At 68.3% G+C, this 16,491-nt stretch carries 20 protein-coding genes; 7 read left to right on the forward strand and 13 right to left on the reverse strand.

Annotated elements, in window-relative coordinates:
• Positions 1 to 12: 12 nt before the first annotated feature.
• The 3 genes from gfa to hrcA all read right to left on the reverse strand — a co-directional run bounded on the left by gfa (position 13) and on the right by hrcA (position 2,275).
• The gene (gfa, locus tag PXD02_RS00190) at positions 13 to 597 is read right to left on the reverse strand and encodes an S-(hydroxymethyl)glutathione synthase (protein ID WP_275104979.1); all 585 of its coding nucleotides are present in this window, start codon (positions 595 to 597) and stop codon (positions 13 to 15) included.
• 86 nt (positions 598 to 683) lie between these two features.
• Positions 684 to 1,214 (reverse strand): nucleotide exchange factor GrpE, encoded by a 531-nt coding sequence (gene grpE / locus PXD02_RS00195; protein ID WP_473092039.1) that lies wholly within the window; start codon positions 1,212 to 1,214, stop codon positions 684 to 686.
• Between the two features lie 5 nt (positions 1,215 to 1,219).
• Positions 1,220 to 2,275, reverse strand: coding sequence for a heat-inducible transcriptional repressor HrcA (gene hrcA, locus PXD02_RS00200; RefSeq protein ID WP_275104981.1), 1,056 nt, complete (start codon positions 2,273 to 2,275; stop codon positions 1,220 to 1,222).
• A 70-nt stretch (positions 2,276 to 2,345) separates the two neighbouring features.
• Here hrcA and rph point away from each other — a divergent pair, with 70 nt between their 5' ends.
• The 6 genes from rph to PXD02_RS00230 are packed head-to-tail and all read left to right on the forward strand — an operon-like array spanning position 2,346 to position 6,134.
• A complete protein-coding gene (rph, locus tag PXD02_RS00205) occupies positions 2,346 to 3,059 on the forward strand; it encodes a ribonuclease PH (protein ID WP_275104982.1) in 714 nt (237 codons plus the stop codon).
• Complete coding sequence (locus PXD02_RS00210; RefSeq protein WP_275104983.1) at positions 3,056 to 3,664, forward strand: non-canonical purine NTP pyrophosphatase; 609 nt, start codon at positions 3,056 to 3,058, stop codon at positions 3,662 to 3,664. Before rph ends, PXD02_RS00210 begins: the two co-directional genes overlap by 4 nt.
• A complete protein-coding gene (locus tag PXD02_RS00215; RefSeq protein ID WP_275104984.1) occupies positions 3,657 to 4,031 on the forward strand; it encodes a RidA family protein in 375 nt (124 codons plus the stop codon). Before PXD02_RS00210 ends, PXD02_RS00215 begins: the two co-directional genes overlap by 8 nt.
• On the forward strand, positions 4,028 to 5,212 hold the full coding sequence (gene hemW / locus PXD02_RS00220; protein ID WP_275104985.1) for a radical SAM family heme chaperone HemW: 1,185 nt from the start codon (positions 4,028 to 4,030) through the stop codon (positions 5,210 to 5,212). The genes PXD02_RS00215 and hemW overlap by 4 nt, the downstream gene beginning before the upstream one ends.
• A gap of 1 nt (position 5,213) precedes the next feature.
• Positions 5,214 to 5,567, forward strand: a complete 354-nt coding sequence (locus tag PXD02_RS00225; protein ID WP_275104986.1) for a YbaN family protein — start codon at positions 5,214 to 5,216, stop codon at positions 5,565 to 5,567.
• A 3-nt stretch (positions 5,568 to 5,570) separates the two neighbouring features.
• Positions 5,571 to 6,134: a DNA-3-methyladenine glycosylase gene (locus PXD02_RS00230; RefSeq protein ID WP_275104987.1), complete on the forward strand. Its 564-nt coding sequence runs from the start codon at positions 5,571 to 5,573 to the stop codon at positions 6,132 to 6,134.
• Here PXD02_RS00230 and lhpI read toward each other — a convergent pair.
• The 9 genes from lhpI to PXD02_RS00275 form a co-directional block, all read right to left on the reverse strand.
• Positions 6,131 to 7,804, reverse strand: a complete 1,674-nt coding sequence (gene lhpI / locus PXD02_RS00235; RefSeq protein ID WP_275104988.1) for a cis-3-hydroxy-L-proline dehydratase — start codon at positions 7,802 to 7,804, stop codon at positions 6,131 to 6,133. The genes PXD02_RS00230 and lhpI overlap by 4 nt on opposite strands.
• The gene (locus PXD02_RS00240) at positions 7,801 to 8,841 is read right to left on the reverse strand and encodes a proline racemase family protein (RefSeq protein WP_275104989.1); all 1,041 of its coding nucleotides are present in this window, start codon (positions 8,839 to 8,841) and stop codon (positions 7,801 to 7,803) included. The genes lhpI and PXD02_RS00240 overlap by 4 nt, the downstream gene beginning before the upstream one ends.
• Before the next feature lie 9 nt (positions 8,842 to 8,850).
• Positions 8,851 to 9,042: a tautomerase family protein gene (locus PXD02_RS00245; protein ID WP_275104990.1), complete on the reverse strand. Its 192-nt coding sequence runs from the start codon at positions 9,040 to 9,042 to the stop codon at positions 8,851 to 8,853.
• A gap of 9 nt (positions 9,043 to 9,051) precedes the next feature.
• Positions 9,052 to 10,056, reverse strand: a complete 1,005-nt coding sequence (locus tag PXD02_RS00250) for a 4-hydroxyproline epimerase (RefSeq protein ID WP_275104991.1) — start codon at positions 10,054 to 10,056, stop codon at positions 9,052 to 9,054.
• Positions 10,057 to 10,064: 8 nt separating this feature from the next.
• Positions 10,065 to 11,282 (reverse strand): NAD(P)/FAD-dependent oxidoreductase, encoded by a 1,218-nt coding sequence (locus PXD02_RS00255; RefSeq protein ID WP_275104992.1) that lies wholly within the window; start codon positions 11,280 to 11,282, stop codon positions 10,065 to 10,067.
• 1 nt (position 11,283) lies between these two features.
• Positions 11,284 to 12,006: an amino acid ABC transporter ATP-binding protein gene (locus PXD02_RS00260; protein WP_275104993.1), complete on the reverse strand. Its 723-nt coding sequence runs from the start codon at positions 12,004 to 12,006 to the stop codon at positions 11,284 to 11,286.
• Positions 11,999 to 12,652, reverse strand: a complete 654-nt coding sequence (locus PXD02_RS00265) for an amino acid ABC transporter permease (RefSeq protein WP_275104994.1) — start codon at positions 12,650 to 12,652, stop codon at positions 11,999 to 12,001. Before PXD02_RS00265 ends, PXD02_RS00260 begins: the two co-directional genes overlap by 8 nt.
• A 13-nt stretch (positions 12,653 to 12,665) precedes the next feature.
• A complete protein-coding gene (locus tag PXD02_RS00270; RefSeq protein WP_275104995.1) occupies positions 12,666 to 13,331 on the reverse strand; it encodes an amino acid ABC transporter permease in 666 nt (221 codons plus the stop codon).
• Between the two features lie 63 nt (positions 13,332 to 13,394).
• Positions 13,395 to 14,222 (reverse strand): ABC transporter substrate-binding protein, encoded by an 828-nt coding sequence (locus PXD02_RS00275; RefSeq protein WP_275104996.1) that lies wholly within the window; start codon positions 14,220 to 14,222, stop codon positions 13,395 to 13,397.
• Between the two features lie 165 nt (positions 14,223 to 14,387).
• On the opposite strand from PXD02_RS00275, the gene PXD02_RS00280 reads away from it, so the two are divergent.
• A complete protein-coding gene (locus PXD02_RS00280; RefSeq protein WP_275104997.1) occupies positions 14,388 to 15,419 on the forward strand; it encodes an Ldh family oxidoreductase in 1,032 nt (343 codons plus the stop codon).
• 36 nt (positions 15,420 to 15,455) lie between these two features.
• On the opposite strand, the gene PXD02_RS00285 is transcribed toward PXD02_RS00280, so the two are convergent.
• Entirely contained in the window at positions 15,456 to 16,418 is a 963-nt protein-coding gene (locus PXD02_RS00285) for a dihydrodipicolinate synthase family protein (protein ID WP_275104998.1), read from the reverse strand.
• Positions 16,419 to 16,491: the final 73 nt, after the last annotated feature.

The raw sequence follows: 16,491 nt of genomic DNA on the forward strand, positions 1-16,491 counted from the left end.
TCGCTTGCGCCGTCAAGCCGCCAGCTTGCCGGTCCGGTTGGCGACATGGGTGGCAATGGCGTCCATCAGGGGCGGCGACAACGTGTCATAGGGTTCCAGCCCCAATTCGCGCAGGCGCGCGCGGATGCCGCCCATCCGCGACGGATCGACGCCGGATTCGATGACAGAACTGACAAAGGCCGCGAATTCCGGGGCCGACCAGCCATCCTCGGAAGACAATTCGGTATGCACGAAATCCAGGCCGTAGAACGGGTGGTCCTTGTTCTCGATCCGTCCATACATGTGGACGCCGCAACCCGTGCAGGCGTAACGCTGGATCGGCGCGTCCTTGTTGACGATCTGCAACCTGTCGGCGTTCTCCAGAACCTCGACCGCCTCGCGCGCCACGACGGCGACCTGGCTGAAGATCGCCCCATCGGGTTTCCAGCATTTGGTGCAGCCGCAGACATGGTTATGCGCGGTCTGCGCCCCGACCCGGACCTTGACGGGGTTCGTCGCGCATTTGCAGGTCAGGATCCCGCCCGAAAAACCGGCATGGCCTTGCCTGACGCCATTGTCCACGGCGGGGTGAATCAGCACCCCCTCGGTCCTGGCCATGGTCCTTCCCTCCCGATGAGCCCGTCTCGTCAACGTCGCGCCATCGGGAGCTTTCGGCAAGTCAGCGGAAGGTTGTAGCAAACCCCTTAGCTGGCAGGGGTCGAGGATACGCCGACCTTGGCCGGGCGCAGCAGCCTGTCATGCAGGCGGAAGCCGTTGTCCATGACCTGGATGATCTCGCCCTGGACGGTGCCGGGGACGGCGGCCTCGAACATCGCCTCGTGTTCCAGCGGGTCGAACCTGTCGCCCGGCTTGGGAGTGATCACGGCGATGCCGTGCTTGGCGAAGACGTTCGACAGCTCGCGCAGGGTCAGCTCCACGCCCTCGATCAGGGCGGCGGCCGCGGTGCGCTGTTCCTCGCCCGCCGCGTCCAGGGCGCGGGTCAGCGCGTCATGGACCGGCAGCAGGTCGCGGGCCAGGCGCGAGCCGCCATATTGTTCGGCGTCGCGGCGGTCCTTGTCGGCGCGCTTGCGCGAGTTTTCGGCATCCGCCAGGGCGCGCAGGAACTTGTCGCGGTATTCGTCGCGTTCGGCGGTCAGGACCGCGATCTCGTCCGCCGGGTCGGCCAGCGGATCCGCCAGGATGTCGTCACTGGGCTGTTCGTTCTGCTCGTTCATCACTCTCATCCTTTCCGGCCGGACAGGGCCCGCCCGACCAGCTGCGCGGTATAGTCGACGATCGGCACGATGCGGCCGTAATTCAGCCGTGTCGGTCCGATCACGCCCACCGCGCCTACAATCTTCCGGTCGGCATTCATATAGGGCGAAACCACCAGAGCGGAACCCGAAAGCGAAAAAAGCTTGTTTTCGGATCCGATGAAGATCCGCACCCCCTCGCCCTTCTCGGCCAGTTCCAGGAATTCCACGATGTCGCGCTTGCGTTCCAGGTCGTCGAACAGCACCCGGATGCGGTCCAGATCGGCGACCTCCTGGTCCAGAAGGTTCGCGCGCCCGCGCACGATCAGGCGCGGGTCGGACGATTCGGCATCCCACAGCGCCAGCCCCGACTGGACCAGCTCGGCGGCCAGCACATCCAGTTCCCGACGCCGCGCGGCGATCTCGCGGCCGATCTGACCGCGCAGTTCCGACAGGGTCTTCCCCTCGGCCATGGCGTTGAGGAAATTCCCCGCCTCACGCATGGACGAGGGCGTCTGGCCCGCGGGCGGGGTGAACAGGCGGTTTTCCACATGCCCGTCGGCGAAGACCAGCACCACAAGCGCGCGGTCGGGGCCAAGGCTGACGAATTCGATATGGCGGATCGGCGCCTCGTGCCGGGGCATCAGCACCAGGGACGCGCCGCGCGTGATCGCCGACAGCGCCGTGCTGACCCGGTCCAGCAGCACGCCGGTATCGGGATCGTCGTTGCCCAGCGTCTGGTCGATGGCGGCGCGGTCGGTGGCGTTGACGGTGTCGACCTCCATCATCCCGTCCACGAACAGCCGCAGCCCCTGTTGCGAGGGCATCCGCCCGGCCGAGACATGCGGGCTGTCCAGCAGCCCCATGTATTCCAGATCCTGCATGACGTTCCTGACCGTCGCCGCGCTGAGCTTTTCGGACAGCGCGCGCGTCAGGGTCCGCGATCCCACGGGTTCGCCGGTTTCCAGATAGGTCTCGACCACGCGGCGGAAGATCTCGCGCGAGCGGTCGTTCAGATCCTGCAGGGGCGATGTCTGGTCCATGTCCCTCGCGGGGTTGCGTGATGGGCCGCCGGGGCGGTATGGGGCAGCGATCTTCGCGAAAGGAATGACCATGCGCCCCTCTGGCCGGAATCTAAGCCAAATGCGTCCGATTTCAATCGAAACCGGCGTGATGGCCCATGCCGAAGGGTCGTGCCTGATCCGGGTCGGCAACACCCATGTGCTGTGCACCGCCTCGCTTGAGGAAACGCCGCCGCGTTTTCTGAAGGGCACCGGCCTGGGCTGGGTCACGGCGGAATACGGGATGCTGCCGCGCGCCACCAACACTCGCAACCGGCGCGAGGCGGCGGCGGGCAGGCAATCGGGGCGCACCCAGGAAATCCAGCGGCTGATCGGGCGGTCCTTGCGCGCGGGCGTGGATCGCAGCGCGCTTGGCGAACGCCAGATCACCATCGACTGCGACGTGATCCAGGCCGATGGCGGCACCCGCTGCGCGTCCATCACCGGCGGCTGGGTGGCGCTGCGGCTGGCGGTGAACAAGCTGCTGAAGGCGGGCGCGATCACCAGCGATCCGATCATGGACCATGTGGCGGCGGTAAGCTGCGGCATCTATGCGGGCCAGCCGGTGCTGGATCTGGACTATGCCGAGGACAGCGAGGCGGGCACCGACGGCAATTTCGTCCTGACCGGCGCGGGCCGGTTGATCGAGGTGCAGATGTCGGCCGAAGGCGCGACCTTCTCTCGCGACCAGATGGGGCAGTTGCTGGACCTGGCCGAGGCAGGGCTGGCCGATCTGGTCGCCGCGCAGAAGGCCGCCGTGGCATGAGGGCCTTTACCGACAAGCGCCTGCTGGTCGCCACCCGTAATGCGGGCAAGCTGGACGAGATGCGCGCCCTGCTGGCCCCTTACGGCGTCGAGGTCGTAGGCGCCGCCGAGGCGGGCCTGCCCGAGCCTGCCGAGACCGAGGACAGCTTCGTCGGCAATGCCCGCATCAAGGCCCGCGCCGCCGTAAAGGCCGCCGGCCTGCCCGCGCTGTCCGACGACAGCGGCATCTGCGTCGATGCGCTTGACGGCGCGCCGGGCGTCCACACCGCCGACTGGGCCGAGACCGGCCAGGGCCGCGATTTCCGGATGGCCATGCAGCGCACCTGGGACGAGCTTGAGGCGCGCAACGCCCCGGCCCCGCGCCGCGCGCAATTCCGCTGCACGCTGGTGCTGATGTGGCCCGACGGCCATGACGAGGTGTTCGAGGGCGTGTTGCCCGGCCAGGTCGTCTGGCCGCCGCGCGGGGTTGAAGGCCACGGCTATGACCCCATCTTCATGCCGGACGGGCACGATGTGACCCTGGGCGAGATGCCGCCCGCGATGAAGAACAGCCTCAGCCACCGGGCGCGGGCGGTGGACCAGATGATAAGGGCCAGCTTTGCATAGGATCTCGACCGGATCGCCCTTTGAGGCCGCGATGGGCTACAGCCGCGCGGTGGTTAAGGGCGGCTGGTGCTTCCTGTCGGGCGTCACCGGCTATGATTATGCCACGATGACCATGCCCGAGGATCCGGCCCAACAGGCGCGGAACTGTTTTGCCACGATCTTTTCGGTGCTGGACCAAGCAGGCTTCACCCCCGGCGACATCGTGCGCGTGCAATACACCGTCACCGACGCCGCCCTGGTCGAGGCGATCACCCCGGTTCTGGGCGAGGCCCTGGGCACCATCCGCCCCGCCGCGACCATGGTCGTCGCCGGGCTGATCCGGCCCGAGATGAAGGTCGAGATCGAAGTGACGGCGTTTCGCGGATGATCCTGCCGGGGCCTGACAGCTTTTCGGATGCGGACTGGCGGGCCGGGGGATTCGGCCTCTATGTCCACTGGCCCTTCTGCCAGGCGAAATGCCCCTATTGCGACTTCAACAGCCATGTCGTGCCTGCGGTGGACCAGGCCCGCTGGGCCGCCGCGCTGTCCTCCGAAATCGCCCGGCTTGGCGCGGAACTGCCGGGCCGCCACCTGGGCAGCATCTTCTTTGGCGGCGGCACGCCGTCCCTGATGCTGCCGGAAACCGTCGATGCGGTGCTGCGCGCCGCCCGCGCCGCCTGGGGTTTCGCCAACGATATCGAGATCACGCTGGAAGCCAACCCGACCAGCGTCGAACGCGGCCGCTTCCAGGGTTTCGCCGATGCCGGGGTCAACCGGCTGTCGATGGGCATCCAGGCGCTGAACGACGCCGACCTGCGCCGTCTTGGCCGGATGCATTCCGTGGCCGAGGCCCGCGCGGCCTTCGACGTGGCGCGGTCCTGCTTCGGCCGGGTCAGCTTCGATCTGATCTATGCCCGGCAGGGCCAGACCCGCGACGCCTGGCGCGCGGAACTGGGCCGGGCGCTGGCGATGGCGGTCGATCACCTGTCGCTGTATCAGTTGACCATCGAACCCGGCACCGCCTTCGGTGCCCGCGCGGCGGCAGGCAAGCTGCGGGATCTGCCCGACGACGACCTGGCCGCCGACATGTATCTGGAAACCCAGGACATCTGCGAGGCGGCGGGGATGGCGGGATACGAGACCTCGAACCACGCCCGCCCCGGTTCGGAAAGCCGCCACAATCTGGTCTATTGGCGGCAAGGCGACTGGGCGGCGGTCGGGCCGGGCGCGCATGGGCGGATCACCCTTCCGCAGGGCCGCTTGGCGACCGAGGCGCATCGCGCCCCCGGCGCCTGGCTTCACGCCGTCGAGACCCAGGGAACGGGGGAATCCCTGCGCGAGTTGGTGCCGATGGATGAACAGGCCACGGAATACCTGCTGATGTCGCTGCGATTGTCCGAGGGCCTGGATCTGGCCCGCCATGCCCGCTTGGCGGGGGCGCCCCTGGACCCTGCCACCATCGGCCGCCTGGCCGATCTGGGCATGGTCGAGACGCAGGGCGGGCAGTTGCGGGCCACCCGCGACGGGCGCCCGCTGCTGAACGCCATCCTGCGCGAACTGGCGGCCTGAGATGCGGCGGATGTGGTATGTCCTCGGCATGATCGCCCTGGTCCTGGGCATCGTCGGCATCGCCCTGCCGGTCCTGCCCACGGTGCCCTTCCTGCTGCTGGCGGCGGCGGCGTTCGCGCGCAGCAGCCCGCGCCTGGAACGGCGGATCCTGAATCACCCGACCTATGGCCCGCCGGTCCGGGCCTGGCGGGAACGCGGCGCCATCAGCCGGCTGGCGAAGATCTGGGCGACGCTGGCGATGGCCTGCGGCGTGGGCTTCAGCCTGATTGCCGGAATGCCGCTGTGGGTGGTGGCGATGCAGGCGATGATCTGCACCGCCGTCGCCGCCTTCTTGGTCACCCGCCCCGAGGCCTGATCCATGACCGGCCCGCTTGCCGACCGGATCCTTGGGCTGGGCGCGGTGGATCTGGCCCGCCGCCTGATCGGGGCGACGCTGATGGTGCGCGGCGCGGGCGGCACCATCATCGAGACCGAGGCCTATCGCCGCGACGATCCCGCATCCCACAGCTTTCGCGGCCCGACGCCGCGCAACGCCTCGATGTTCGGACCGGCGGGCCACGCCTATGTCTATCGCTCCTACGGCATCCACCTGTGCCTGAACGTGGTCGCCCGTCCGGGCGAGGCCGTCCTGATCCGCGCCCTGGCCCCCACCACGGGGATCGCGGCGATGACGGCGCGCCGGAACAGCCCCTTGCTGTGCAGCGGACCGGGGCGGCTGGCTCAGGCGCTTGGCATCGGGGTCGAGGACGACGGCAGGGCCTTCGACGGAACCGATTTCGCCATCGCCCTGCCTCCGGCCCCGCCGGATCTGCTGGTCGGCCCGCGCATCGGCATCAGCCGGGCGCAGGATCTGCCCTGGCGCTTCGGCCTGGCGGGGATTCGCGGCCACAGCCGCCCGTTCCCGCCGCAGGCGCGGTCCTAGGAGGCCAGCCAGGCAGGCAGGGCGTCGCTGGCACGGCCCGTCAGGGCGGCCTGGATACATCCGTCCAGGCTGCCGAACCGGACCGCGCAGCCCGACAGGCCGGGACCGTAATGGGCGTATTTGCCGGAATTGGTCATCAGCGTCCGGGTCCGGTCCGGGAAGACCGGACGGGAAATCGAACACCAGCACAGGTCGGGAAGAACCTGAACGCCAGACTGTTCCAGCGCGGCCAGCGTGCCCTCGGCGCGGGCCTGGGCGAGGGTGTCGCGCCCGGCCGTCAGGATCGTGGGCACCGTGACCTGCCGGCCCCCCAGCCCCAGGGCAAGGGCGCGGCATTCGTCCAGCGAGGCATGGGGGCTGCCCAGGGCCACCAGGTCGATGCCGGACGGGCCGTCGTTCAGCAGCCGCCAGCCGTCGCGCATGTCGTCCAGCCCGATGCGGCAGCGGTCGGCGTCGGTGGCGACCTGCCCCGCCTCGGGCGTCACGCCCTCGACATGCAGCATCGGCGCGGCCGAGGTGGTGCCGAAGGCCGCGCACAGGGCCTTCAGCGCCTCGGTGCCCGGCCGGGCGGCGGCCAGCCCGCGCAACAGCGGGATGCGGTCGGGCGACAGCTTTCCGGCCAGCCAGCCCAGCAAGGGCCAGACTGCGTCGTCGGCCCCGGCGGGCATGGCCAGGTCGATGATCCGCCGCGCCTGGCGATGCCGGTCCAGATAGACGCCCGACAGGGGCGCGCGACCGGTCATGGCGATGCACAGGTCCAGGAAATCGGGATGCTTGGCGGTCCGCGCGCCCAGGACGCTGTTGGCAAAGATCACCGCGTTCGATTCCGCCCAGGCGACCGCCTCGCCCGCCGCGGGGGCGCTGTCCAGAAGATAGGGCGAACAGGTGAAGGTCGGTCGGCAGCCCATCGCCACATAGGCATCGGCCAGCCGCTGCGCCGGGCGGCCGAAATCGGGCGGCACGCCCTGCGCCCGCCAGTTGGCATGATCGACCGAGATCGCGTTCATGGTGGTCGGCACCCGGACCCGCGCGCCCAGCGACGCCATCCGTTCGGCGAAGGTCAGGTTGGCCGGGCTGGCATAGATGCAGCCGTCGATATGGGCCTGGGTCACATCCACCAGCCGTTCGGCCCCCTGCTGGGCGGCCATCGCGCAGACGATCCGCATGGCCAGCGCGGTCGCCGTGCCGTCGACGCCCTCCAGCATCGCGCGGTCCCGCCCGGTCAGGTCCAGCAGGGCCGTGGCGGGCGGGCGGACCGGGATCGCCAGATCCCCCGCGACGATGCCGTCCACGCCGATCCGCGCCGCGTCCCGGCCCGCCAGGGCGGCGAAGTCCGGGGGCGCCAGGCGCAGCACCGGCAGGGGGCGGCCGAACATCTCGGCCGCGATCAGGGCGCCCAAGGTCACGACATCCTCGGGTTCGGAAAAGATCAGCGCCGCCGGGCCGCGCCCGGACAGGACCAGATCCAGCAGGACGCCCGACCCGGTGCAGGATCCGCGCGTCGACGGCATCATCAGCACCGTCCCCGTGACGGCGCGGCCATGCAGCGGGTGATGCACGTCGATCACCGTCCTCGTGGCCGGATCCACCCCGCCCCAGAAGCTGAGCGGTTCGTCGCAGGCCAGGACCGGCCCTTCCGCGACGCCCGGCAGGATCGACAGCGCCGTCACTGTTTCAGCGTCGGCGTGACGCCCCAGGTGTCGGACAGCATGTATCCGGTCTGCCACGGATCCTCCGGGTCCAGGCAATAGCTGTGCTGCCCGGTGATCCAGGCCCGGCCGGTGATCTGCGGGATGATCGTGGTCCGCCCGCCGCTGTCCCGCACGTCCAGGATCCGGCCGGTGAAGCGCGATCCGATGATGGATTCGTGGATCAGCACGTCGCCCCGGCCCATCAGCCCGCGCGCCTGCAACACCGCCATCCGCGCCGAGGTGCCGGTGCCGGTGGGCGACCGGTCCGACCGGCCGGGCGAGACGATGCAGGTATTGCGCGCGACCTTGCCCGACCCGTTGAAGGGCATGGCGAATTGCACGATCGAGACGCCGCGCACATTCGGAAAGTCGGGATGGACCACATCGAACTGTTCGCGCGCGGCCTTGCGGATCTTTTCGCCCAGGGTTGCCAGGTCGCGCGCCTCGTCCGGGACGATCCGGAAACCCAGGGCCTGCGCATCGACGATGCCGAAGAACATTCCGCCATAGGCGATGTCCAGCGGGATGGTGCCGTGGCCGGGAACCTCCAGCGCGCCGTCCAGCAGGGCGGCGAAGGCGGGGGCGTTGCGGAAGGTGACGGACCGGCACCTGCCGCCCTCGCATTCCGCCGTGATCTCGATCAAGCCGCCGGGCATGTCCAGCTTGAAGCGGGTGACGGGTTCGACCATCGGCACCATGCCGGTTTCCAGCAGGACCGTCGCCACGCAGATCGTGTTCGACCCGGACATCGGGACGTATTCCGTCGGCTCCATGATGATCGCGCCCGCCGCGCAGCCGGGGGTGATGGCGGGGACGATCAGGTTGACATGGCGCGCCACGGACCCGCGCGGCTCGCAGATCAGCAGGCGGCGGATATGGTCGTGATCGCGCTCCATGGCGATCATCCGCTCCATCATCGTGGCGCCCGCGGGGGGCAGGACGCCGCCGACGATCACGTCGCCGATCTCACCTTCGGCATGGCAGCCGATCACGTTGATGGAGAGGCGGGAACGCATCGTGCTGTCCTAGTCCCTGGGCGCGGCATGGGAACGCCCCGCGACGAACCAGTCCTGCGGCGGGGTTTCCTGGAAGATGATCGTGGTCGCGGCGGGGCTGATCCCGGCGGTCTCATGCAGCAGGCGGGTGATGCCTTCGGCGATCTGCTGCTTGGCCTCGGCGCTGCGGCCGGGGAACATCTCGATACGGATCAGCGGCATGGGGTTTCCCTACTTGACGACGAAGCCATGTGCGAAGGGGTCGCGTTCGTCGTCGATGAAGATTGTGTTGATGCCGGTCTGTCGGGCCCATCCTGCGATGGAGGGGATGATGGCGGGACGGCCTGCGACGGTGGTCGCGGCCTCGACGCGGCCCTTGAAGATGCTGCCGATGATGGATTCGTGGTGGAATTCGTCGCCGACCTTCAGCCTGCCCTTGGCCGCCAGCTGCGCCATCCGGGCCGAGGTGCCGGTGCCGCAGGGGCTGCGATCGATGGCCTTGTCGCCATAGAAAACGGCGTTGCGGGCATGGGCGCCGGGCACGGTGGGGGCGCCGGTCCACTGGATATGGCTCAGCCCGTGGATCGCCGGATGCTCGGGATGGACGAAGTCGTATTTCGCGTTCAGCGCCGCGCGCAGCTTCGGCGACCAGCCGATCAGTTCGCCCGCCGTGTGGTCGGCCATGTCGCGGAAATTCTTCTGCGGCTCGACGATGGCGTAGAAGTTGCCGCCATAGGCCACGTCCACGACGATCTCGCCCAGGCCCTCGACCTGGGCGCTCAGGCCCTCGGCGTGAAGGAAGCCCGGCACGTTGGTCAGGCGCACTTCCTCGACATAACGGCCCTCTTGCCGGTATTCGATGTCGACCTTGCCCGCCGGGGTCTCGATGGACAGGCGGCCGGGGGCGCGGGGAGTGATGAGGCCGTTCTCGATGCCCATGGTGATGGTGCCGATGGTGCCGTGTCCGCACATCGGCAGGCAGCCCGAGGTCTCGATATAAAGCACCGCCACGTCGCAATCGGGGCGCGTGGGGGGATAGAGGATGGCGCCCGACATCATGTCGTGGCCGCGCGGCTCGAACATCAGGCCGGTGCGGATCCAGTCGAAGTAGCGCAGGAAATGGGCGCGCTTTTCCAGCATGTCGGCGCCTTCCAGACGCGGCGCGGCGCCCGCGACCAGGCGGACCGGGTTGCCGCAGGTATGGCCGTCGAGGCAGGGGAAGATGTATTGGGTCATGGTGGCCTTCAAAAGCGGGCTGGAGAGAAGGGGGCCAGGTCGATGGCGGCCGGTTGCCCGGTCAGAATGTCGGCGACGATGCGGGCGGTGCCCGCCGATTGCGTCAGGCCCAGATGGCCGTGGCCGAAGGCGCAGGTGACGTTCGGATGGCCGGGCAGCGGGCCGAGGGCGGGCAGGCTGTCGGGCAGCGACGGCCGGAACCCCATCCATTGCGTGCCGCCGGCGGTGCGCAGGCCGGGCAGGAAGGCGGCGGCTTTTTTCAGCATCGCCTCGGAGCGTCTGAAGTTTGGCGGCAGGTCCAGCCCGCCCAGTTCCACCGCCCCGCCGACCCGGATTCCCGACGACAGCCGCGTGACCACAAAGCCGTGCCCGCCGAAGGTCACCTGGGTGCGCAGGTCGAAGGCGTCGCCCGGCAGGGTGGTGTTGTAGCCGCGCTCGGTCTCCAGCGGGATGCGCACGCCCAAGGTGCGGGCCAGCCGGTGCGAGAAGGCGCCCGCCGCCAGCACCACCCGGCCCCGCATCGCGCCATTCGCGGTCAGCACGCCGTCCTCGGTCAGCGCGGTGGCCTCGACGATGGCGATGCTGCCGCCATCGGCGCGGAAGCGTTCGGCCAAGGCGAGGGTGAAGTCGCGCGGATCGGCGATGGAATACCAGCCGGGGGTGAAGGTGCCATGGGTGAATCGCGGCGACAGTCCGGGCTGGATCTGCGCCATCTGTTCCGGGGTCATGTGCCGGAAGTCGATGCCGTGATCGGCCCGCGCCCGCCAGCCGGGCAGCGCGGCGTCGAATTCGGCCTGGGATTCATAGACCTGGAGATTGCCCTCCTTGCGCAGCATGGGGGCCGTTCCGGTGGCCGCCAGGAAGGGTTCCAGTTCCGCCCGGGACAGATCCATCAGCGCGGTCTGCGCGGCGGTCGAGGCCGCGACCCGCGAAGGCTGGCAGGCGCGCCAGAAGCGATAGCCCCAGGGCGCGATCTTCAGCGCATAGGCGGGCGGCACCGACAGCGGTCCCAGCGGATCCAGCAGCCATTTCGGCGCCTTGCGGATGATGCCGGGCGAGGCCAGGGGCAGGATGTCGGTGAAGGCGAAGGCCCCCGCGTTCCCGGCCGAGGCCCCCGCCGCCGGGCCTTCGCGGTCCAGCACGGTGACGGACAGCCCCCGCGCCTGCAAGGCCAGGGCCGCCGACAGGCCGACGACGCCCGCCCCGATGACGATCACATCCGCCATGTCAATGCGTGGCTGACAGGAATTTCTGCAATTCGGGGTCTCTGGGATTTCCGAACAGCTGCTCGGGCGGGGCGATCTCGGCCATCACGCCCTTGTGGAAGAAGGCCACCCGGTCGGACACCTCGCGCGCGAATTTCATCTCATGCGTGACGCAGATCATCGTCATCCCCTCGCGCGCCAGCATCCGCAACGTGTCCAGAACCTCGCCCACAAGCTGCGGATCGAGCGCCGATGTCACCTCGTCGAACAGCATGTAGTCGGGCGACATGGCCAGGGCGCGGGCGATCGCCATGCGCTGCTGCTGGCCCCCCGACAGGCGCGAGGGATAGACGGCCAGCTTGTCGCCCAGACCCACATGGTTCAGCTGCTTGACCGCCTCGGCCTCGGCCTCGGCCTTGGACCGGCCCAGCACCTTGCGCTGCGCCAGCATGACGTTTTCCAGCACGGTCAGGTGCGGGAAGGCGTTCCATTGCTGGAAGACGATGCCGATCTTGCGGCGCAGCCTGTTCAGGTCGGTGCCCCTGGCATGAACCTCGGTCCCGTCGACCAGGATGCGGCCGGAATCGATCGGCTCCAGCCCGTTGATGCAGGTCAGCAGGGTGGATTTGCCCGACCCCGATCCGCCGATGACCGTCACCACCTCGCCCTTGCTGACGGTCAGGTCGATGCCCTTCAACACCTCCAGCGTGCCGAAGGACTTGCGGACGTTTTCGATCTCAATCATGGGACCACCGTTTTTCGAGATAGCCGCCGAACCGGGCCAGCGGGAACGAGATGACGAAGTAAAAGGCCCCGCAGATCAGCAGCAGCAGCAGCGGTTCCTGCAACCGGGTGATCAGGATCTGCGTGGATTTCAGCAGTTCCGTCACCTGCACGATATAGACAAGCGCGGAATCCTTCATCACCCCAAGCGCCAGCCCGATCCAGGACGGCAGCGCCACCCGCGTGGCCAGCGGCAGCACGATTTCGCGCATGTCCTGGCCCCAGCTCATGCCCAGCGACCGCGCGGCGCGCCGCGTGGTGACCGGCACCGCCTCGATCCCGCCGCGCACGATCTCGGAACAGAAGGCGGCGGTGTAGAGCGACAGGATGATGCAGGCGACCGTGAAGCCCGACATGTTCAGCCGCAGGATCGTGCCCAGAAAGGCATTGGCCAGCACAAGCTGGATCAGCAGCGGGATCGACCGGAAGACGTCCAGAACAAAGGTCAGCGGCGCGGCCCAGACAGGCCCGACCTGATAGCGGAAGATGCCGAAGACGATCCCCAGCACCGTGCCCACCGCGACCGAGATGATCGTGACCAGGATCGTCATGCCCGCGCCACGGGCCAGGAAGGCGAAGTCGGCGGCGGTCAATGCGGTATCGAACATGGCCCTGCCCCCCTCAATACCGGAACAGCCGGGCGGCGATCAGCCGCGCGCCCAGGGTGATGACCTTCGTGATCACATAGAAGATCACGGCGGCCAGGGCGAACAGCTCGAAGGTGCGGAAGGTCAGCGCGTTCAGATCCTGGGTGACCCCATAGAGGTCGCTGTTCATCCCCACCGTGACCCCCAGCGAGGTCATCAGGATCGCCCAGACCATCTGGTTGGTCATCGGCAGGAAGGCGATGCGCAGCATCTGCGGCAGCACCACATGGCGGAAGGCGCCTGCCTGCGGAAAGCCCAGCGACCGCGCGGCGCGGGCCTGGGTGTCGGGGATCGCCTTCAGCGCGCCGCGGAAGTTCTCGGTCAGATAACCCGCGTTGTTGAAGGTGATGCCCAGCAGGATCGAGGCGAAGGGCGACAGGTGGATGCCAAAGCTGCCCAACCCGAAATGCGCCATGTAGATCTGGAACAGCGCGGGCGTGTTGCGCGCGATCTCCACCCAGGTCTTCGCGATGGCGGACAGCAGGCGGAGGCCCGACAGCCGGAACACGGTCAGCAGGAGCGCCAGAAGGATGCCGATCGCCATGGACAACAGCGCGATCTGCATGGTGACAAGCGCGCCGTCCAGCATCTGCGGAAGCCGGGCCAGCGCCTGCTTCCATTGGAAGGTATAGTTGAACATCGGCCGTCCTGCTGCTGCCGCAAAGCGTCGGGGCCGCGCGCATCGGCGCCGCCCCGGCAGTCATCAGCGATAGACGTTGTCGACCGTCAGCGGGGGCAGGTCGCCGCCGACCCATTTTTCATACAGTTCCGCATAGCGGCCGGTGCGCACCTGCTGGTTCACGAACAGGTTCAGATAGTTGATCAGCCCGTATTCCTCGCGGTTGGTGAACAGGGCCACATAGTCGATGTCGAAGGGCGCGTTGCCCACCACCGAGATGCCGGGGAAATTGCCGCCTTTGACGTTCGACTGCGCCACGGTCGAGGTGGATACGGTGGCGTCGATCTGGCCCTGGCTCAGCGCCAGGAACACGTCGGCCTGGGTCTGATAGGGACGGAAGGTGCCCTCGCCCCATTCGGTGACCTGCTTTTCCAGCGCGATCGCCTCGAAGGTGCCGGCGGTGGCGCCGACGGTCTTGCCCTTCATCCCCTCGAACGAGGTGATCCCCGAGGCGTCGTTGGCGGTGACGGCCATCTGGAAGGCGAAATAGGGGATCGACATGCCGACGGTCTTGGCCCGCTCCAGCGTGTCCGAGGTCGAGGCGACGCCCACATCCACGCGGCCCGACATCAGCGCCGGGATGCGTTCGGGGAAAGGGGTTTCGACGATTTCCGCCGTGACGCCCAGGGCGGTGGCCAGGTCGTTGCAGTAATCCACGTCGAAGCCCACCGGGGTGTTGCTTTCGTCGCGCATCCCCATCGGCGGGAAGTCCAGCACCACCGCGCAGCGCAGCGTCCCCGACGCGATGATGTCGTCCAGCTTGTCGGCATAGGACGGCGCGGCCGCAGCCGTCGCAGCCAGAAGCCCAAGGGCCAGGGCGGTCTTTTTCATGAAGTCTCTCCTGTCGGTCATGCCGGCCTTTTCACGGCCGATTCCTGCGCCCACTATCGGGCAGACCCGCCGTCAAAGCAAATTAAAAATACAAGTAATATACAGATTGCGGGCGCGCCGGGGATCGCGCTTTGTTTCCTGCATGTTTCATGTATGCAAAGCGGGAAAGCCAAAAGGAGGGATACAATGGACGAAACGGTATCGGTCGAGGATCTGCGCCAGCGGGTCGAGCGCATCTTCCTGCGGGCGGGCATGTCGGCCGTTCAGGCGGCGCCCCTGTCGCGGGTCATCGCGGCGGGCGAACGCGACGGCTGCAAGTCCCACGGCATCTACCGGATCGAGGGCGTGCTGCGGACCCTCAGGGCGGGCAAGGTGTCGGGCACGGCGGAACCTTTCCTGGATCCGGCCTCGGGCGGGGCCATCGTCCGGGTGAATGCGGCGGGCGGCTTTTCGAATCCCGCCTTCGACCTGGGCCTGCCCGTTCTGGCCGATCGCGCCAGGGAACTGGGGCTGGCCGCCCTGCTGGTGAACGACTGCGCCCATTTCGCGGCCCTGTGGCCCGAGGGCGAGGCCGTGACGGCGCAGGGCCTGGCCGGTCTGGTGATGTGCCCCAGCTATGCGACGGTGGCGCCTGCCGGGGGCAACCGGCCCTTGCTGGGCACCAACCCCCTGGCCTTCGGCTGGCCGCGGCCGGGGCGCGATCCCTATGTCTTCGACTTCGCCACCTCGGTCGCCGCGCGGGGCGAGATCGAGCTGCACCGCCGCGCCGGAAAGCCCCTGCCCGAAGGCTGGGCCATCGACGCGGACGGCCGGCCCACCACCGACCCCGACGCGGCCCTGGGGGGCGCGATGCTGCCCTTTGGCGGCCACAAGGGGTCGGCCATCGGCACCATGATCGAGCTGCTGGCGGGCGTCATGATCGGCGACCTGACCAGCCCCGAGGTGCTGGATTTCCTGGGAACCACGACGCTGGCGCCGTTCCATGGCGAATTGGTCCTGACGCTGTGCCCGGAAAAATTCGCCGCCGGGCGGTCGGGCGATCCCTTCGCGCGCGCCGAACGGCTGTTCGAGGCGATCCAGGGCCAGGGCGCGCGCCTACCCTCGGAGCGCCGCTATGCCGCCCGCGCCAGGGCCATGGCCCAGGGCATCGTGCTGACCCAGGCCGAGACGGCGCAACTGGACCGCTTCCTGGCGCTTGGCCTGGACGCGGTCGCCTGAACGAAAAAGCCCCCCGGTTTCGGGGGGCCGGCCGGATCAGGGCTTGCAGGACTGGACGGCGCCGGGAAGCTTGCTCCAGTCCCCGTACCAGGTCTTGAACTGGGCCAGCTGGCGTTCGGCCCAGCCCTTCTGGCTGGGCGTCAGCTCGTCCGTCTCGTTGAAATGCAGCCTGTATTCGGCCTCGCCTTGCAGCACCATCATGTGCTTGTAATACAGGACCAGATCGGTGCCTTCGTCCCAGGACGACAGAACCTCCAGCGCCTCGCCCAGTTCCTGCGCGCGGGTCCGGGCGTCCGGATCGCCCTTTGCCGCCGCCTTGGCAAGCGCCACGAAATGCAGGATTTCGCGCGGGATCACATTGCCGATCCCGGTGATGGTGCCGGTGGCGCCGCATTTGACATAGCCGTGATAGACGCCGGTATCGACCCCCGCCATCAGGATCACGTCGTCATCGGCACTGGTGATGTGTTCGGCGGCATAGGTCATGGCCTTGGCGCCGCCGAATTCCTTGAAGCCCAGCAGATTCGGATGGTCGGCCCGCAGGGCGAAGAACAGGTCGGCCTTGGTTTCGAACCCGTAATAGGGGCTGTTATAGATCACCGCCGGAAGGTCCGGCGCCGCCGACAGGATCGCCTTGAAATGGTGGCGCTGCGCGGCGGCCGACAGCCCGCGCGACAGCACCCGCGGGATCACCATCAGCCCCGCCGCGCCGACCTTCTGCGCATGCGCCGCATGGGCAACCGCCGATTGCGAATTGACCGCGCCGGTCCCCACGATCACCCGGATCCCCGCGCCGACCAGCCGTTCCACCCCCTCCATCCGCTGCGCGTCGGTCAGCAGCGGCCAGTCGCCCATCGAGCCGCAATAGACCACCGCCGACATGCCCGCTGCGATCAGCTCCCGCGCCTTGCGGACAAGCGCGTCGTAATCGGGGCCGCGATCGGCGGTGCAGGGGGTCATCAGGGCGGGAATGACGCCGGTGAAAATCTGGGTGTTCATTGCGGGATCCTTGTGGAACGGCATGGCATTGCGGATTCGATGCCCCGCATTCTAGTCTCTGCATTTTATTTGT

Source organism: Paracoccus sp. S3-43 (assembly GCF_029027965.1).
Lineage (GTDB): Bacteria > Pseudomonadota > Alphaproteobacteria > Rhodobacterales > Rhodobacteraceae > Paracoccus.

Excerpts from the sequence above, each read along its gene's own strand:
- gfa (WP_275104979.1), bottom strand. The coding sequence starts at position 597 with ATGGCCAGGACCGAGGGGGTGCTGATTCACCCCGCCGTGGACAATGGC.
- grpE (WP_473092039.1), bottom strand. The coding sequence starts at position 1,214 with ATGAACGAGCAGAACGAACAGCCCAGTGACGACATCCTGGCGGATCCG.
- hrcA (WP_275104981.1), bottom strand. The coding sequence starts at position 2,275 with ATGGACCAGACATCGCCCCTGCAGGATCTGAACGACCGCTCGCGCGAG.
- rph (WP_275104982.1), top strand. The coding sequence starts at position 2,346 with ATGCGCCCCTCTGGCCGGAATCTAAGCCAAATGCGTCCGATTTCAATC.
- PXD02_RS00210 (WP_275104983.1), top strand. The coding sequence starts at position 3,056 with ATGAGGGCCTTTACCGACAAGCGCCTGCTGGTCGCCACCCGTAATGCG.
- hemW (WP_275104985.1), top strand. The coding sequence starts at position 4,028 with ATGATCCTGCCGGGGCCTGACAGCTTTTCGGATGCGGACTGGCGGGCC.
- PXD02_RS00225 (WP_275104986.1), top strand. The coding sequence starts at position 5,214 with ATGCGGCGGATGTGGTATGTCCTCGGCATGATCGCCCTGGTCCTGGGC.
- PXD02_RS00230 (WP_275104987.1), top strand. The coding sequence starts at position 5,571 with ATGACCGGCCCGCTTGCCGACCGGATCCTTGGGCTGGGCGCGGTGGAT.
- PXD02_RS00240 (WP_275104989.1), bottom strand. The coding sequence starts at position 8,841 with ATGCGTTCCCGCCTCTCCATCAACGTGATCGGCTGCCATGCCGAAGGT.
- PXD02_RS00245 (WP_275104990.1), bottom strand. The coding sequence starts at position 9,042 with ATGCCGCTGATCCGTATCGAGATGTTCCCCGGCCGCAGCGCCGAGGCC.
- PXD02_RS00250 (WP_275104991.1), bottom strand. The coding sequence starts at position 10,056 with ATGACCCAATACATCTTCCCCTGCCTCGACGGCCATACCTGCGGCAAC.
- PXD02_RS00255 (WP_275104992.1), bottom strand. The coding sequence starts at position 11,282 with ATGGCGGATGTGATCGTCATCGGGGCGGGCGTCGTCGGCCTGTCGGCG.
- PXD02_RS00260 (WP_275104993.1), bottom strand. The coding sequence starts at position 12,006 with ATGATTGAGATCGAAAACGTCCGCAAGTCCTTCGGCACGCTGGAGGTG.
- PXD02_RS00265 (WP_275104994.1), bottom strand. The coding sequence starts at position 12,652 with ATGTTCGATACCGCATTGACCGCCGCCGACTTCGCCTTCCTGGCCCGT.
- PXD02_RS00270 (WP_275104995.1), bottom strand. The coding sequence starts at position 13,331 with ATGTTCAACTATACCTTCCAATGGAAGCAGGCGCTGGCCCGGCTTCCG.
- PXD02_RS00275 (WP_275104996.1), bottom strand. The coding sequence starts at position 14,222 with ATGACCGACAGGAGAGACTTCATGAAAAAGACCGCCCTGGCCCTTGGG.
- PXD02_RS00280 (WP_275104997.1), top strand. The coding sequence starts at position 14,388 with ATGGACGAAACGGTATCGGTCGAGGATCTGCGCCAGCGGGTCGAGCGC.
- PXD02_RS00285 (WP_275104998.1), bottom strand. The coding sequence starts at position 16,418 with ATGAACACCCAGATTTTCACCGGCGTCATTCCCGCCCTGATGACCCCC.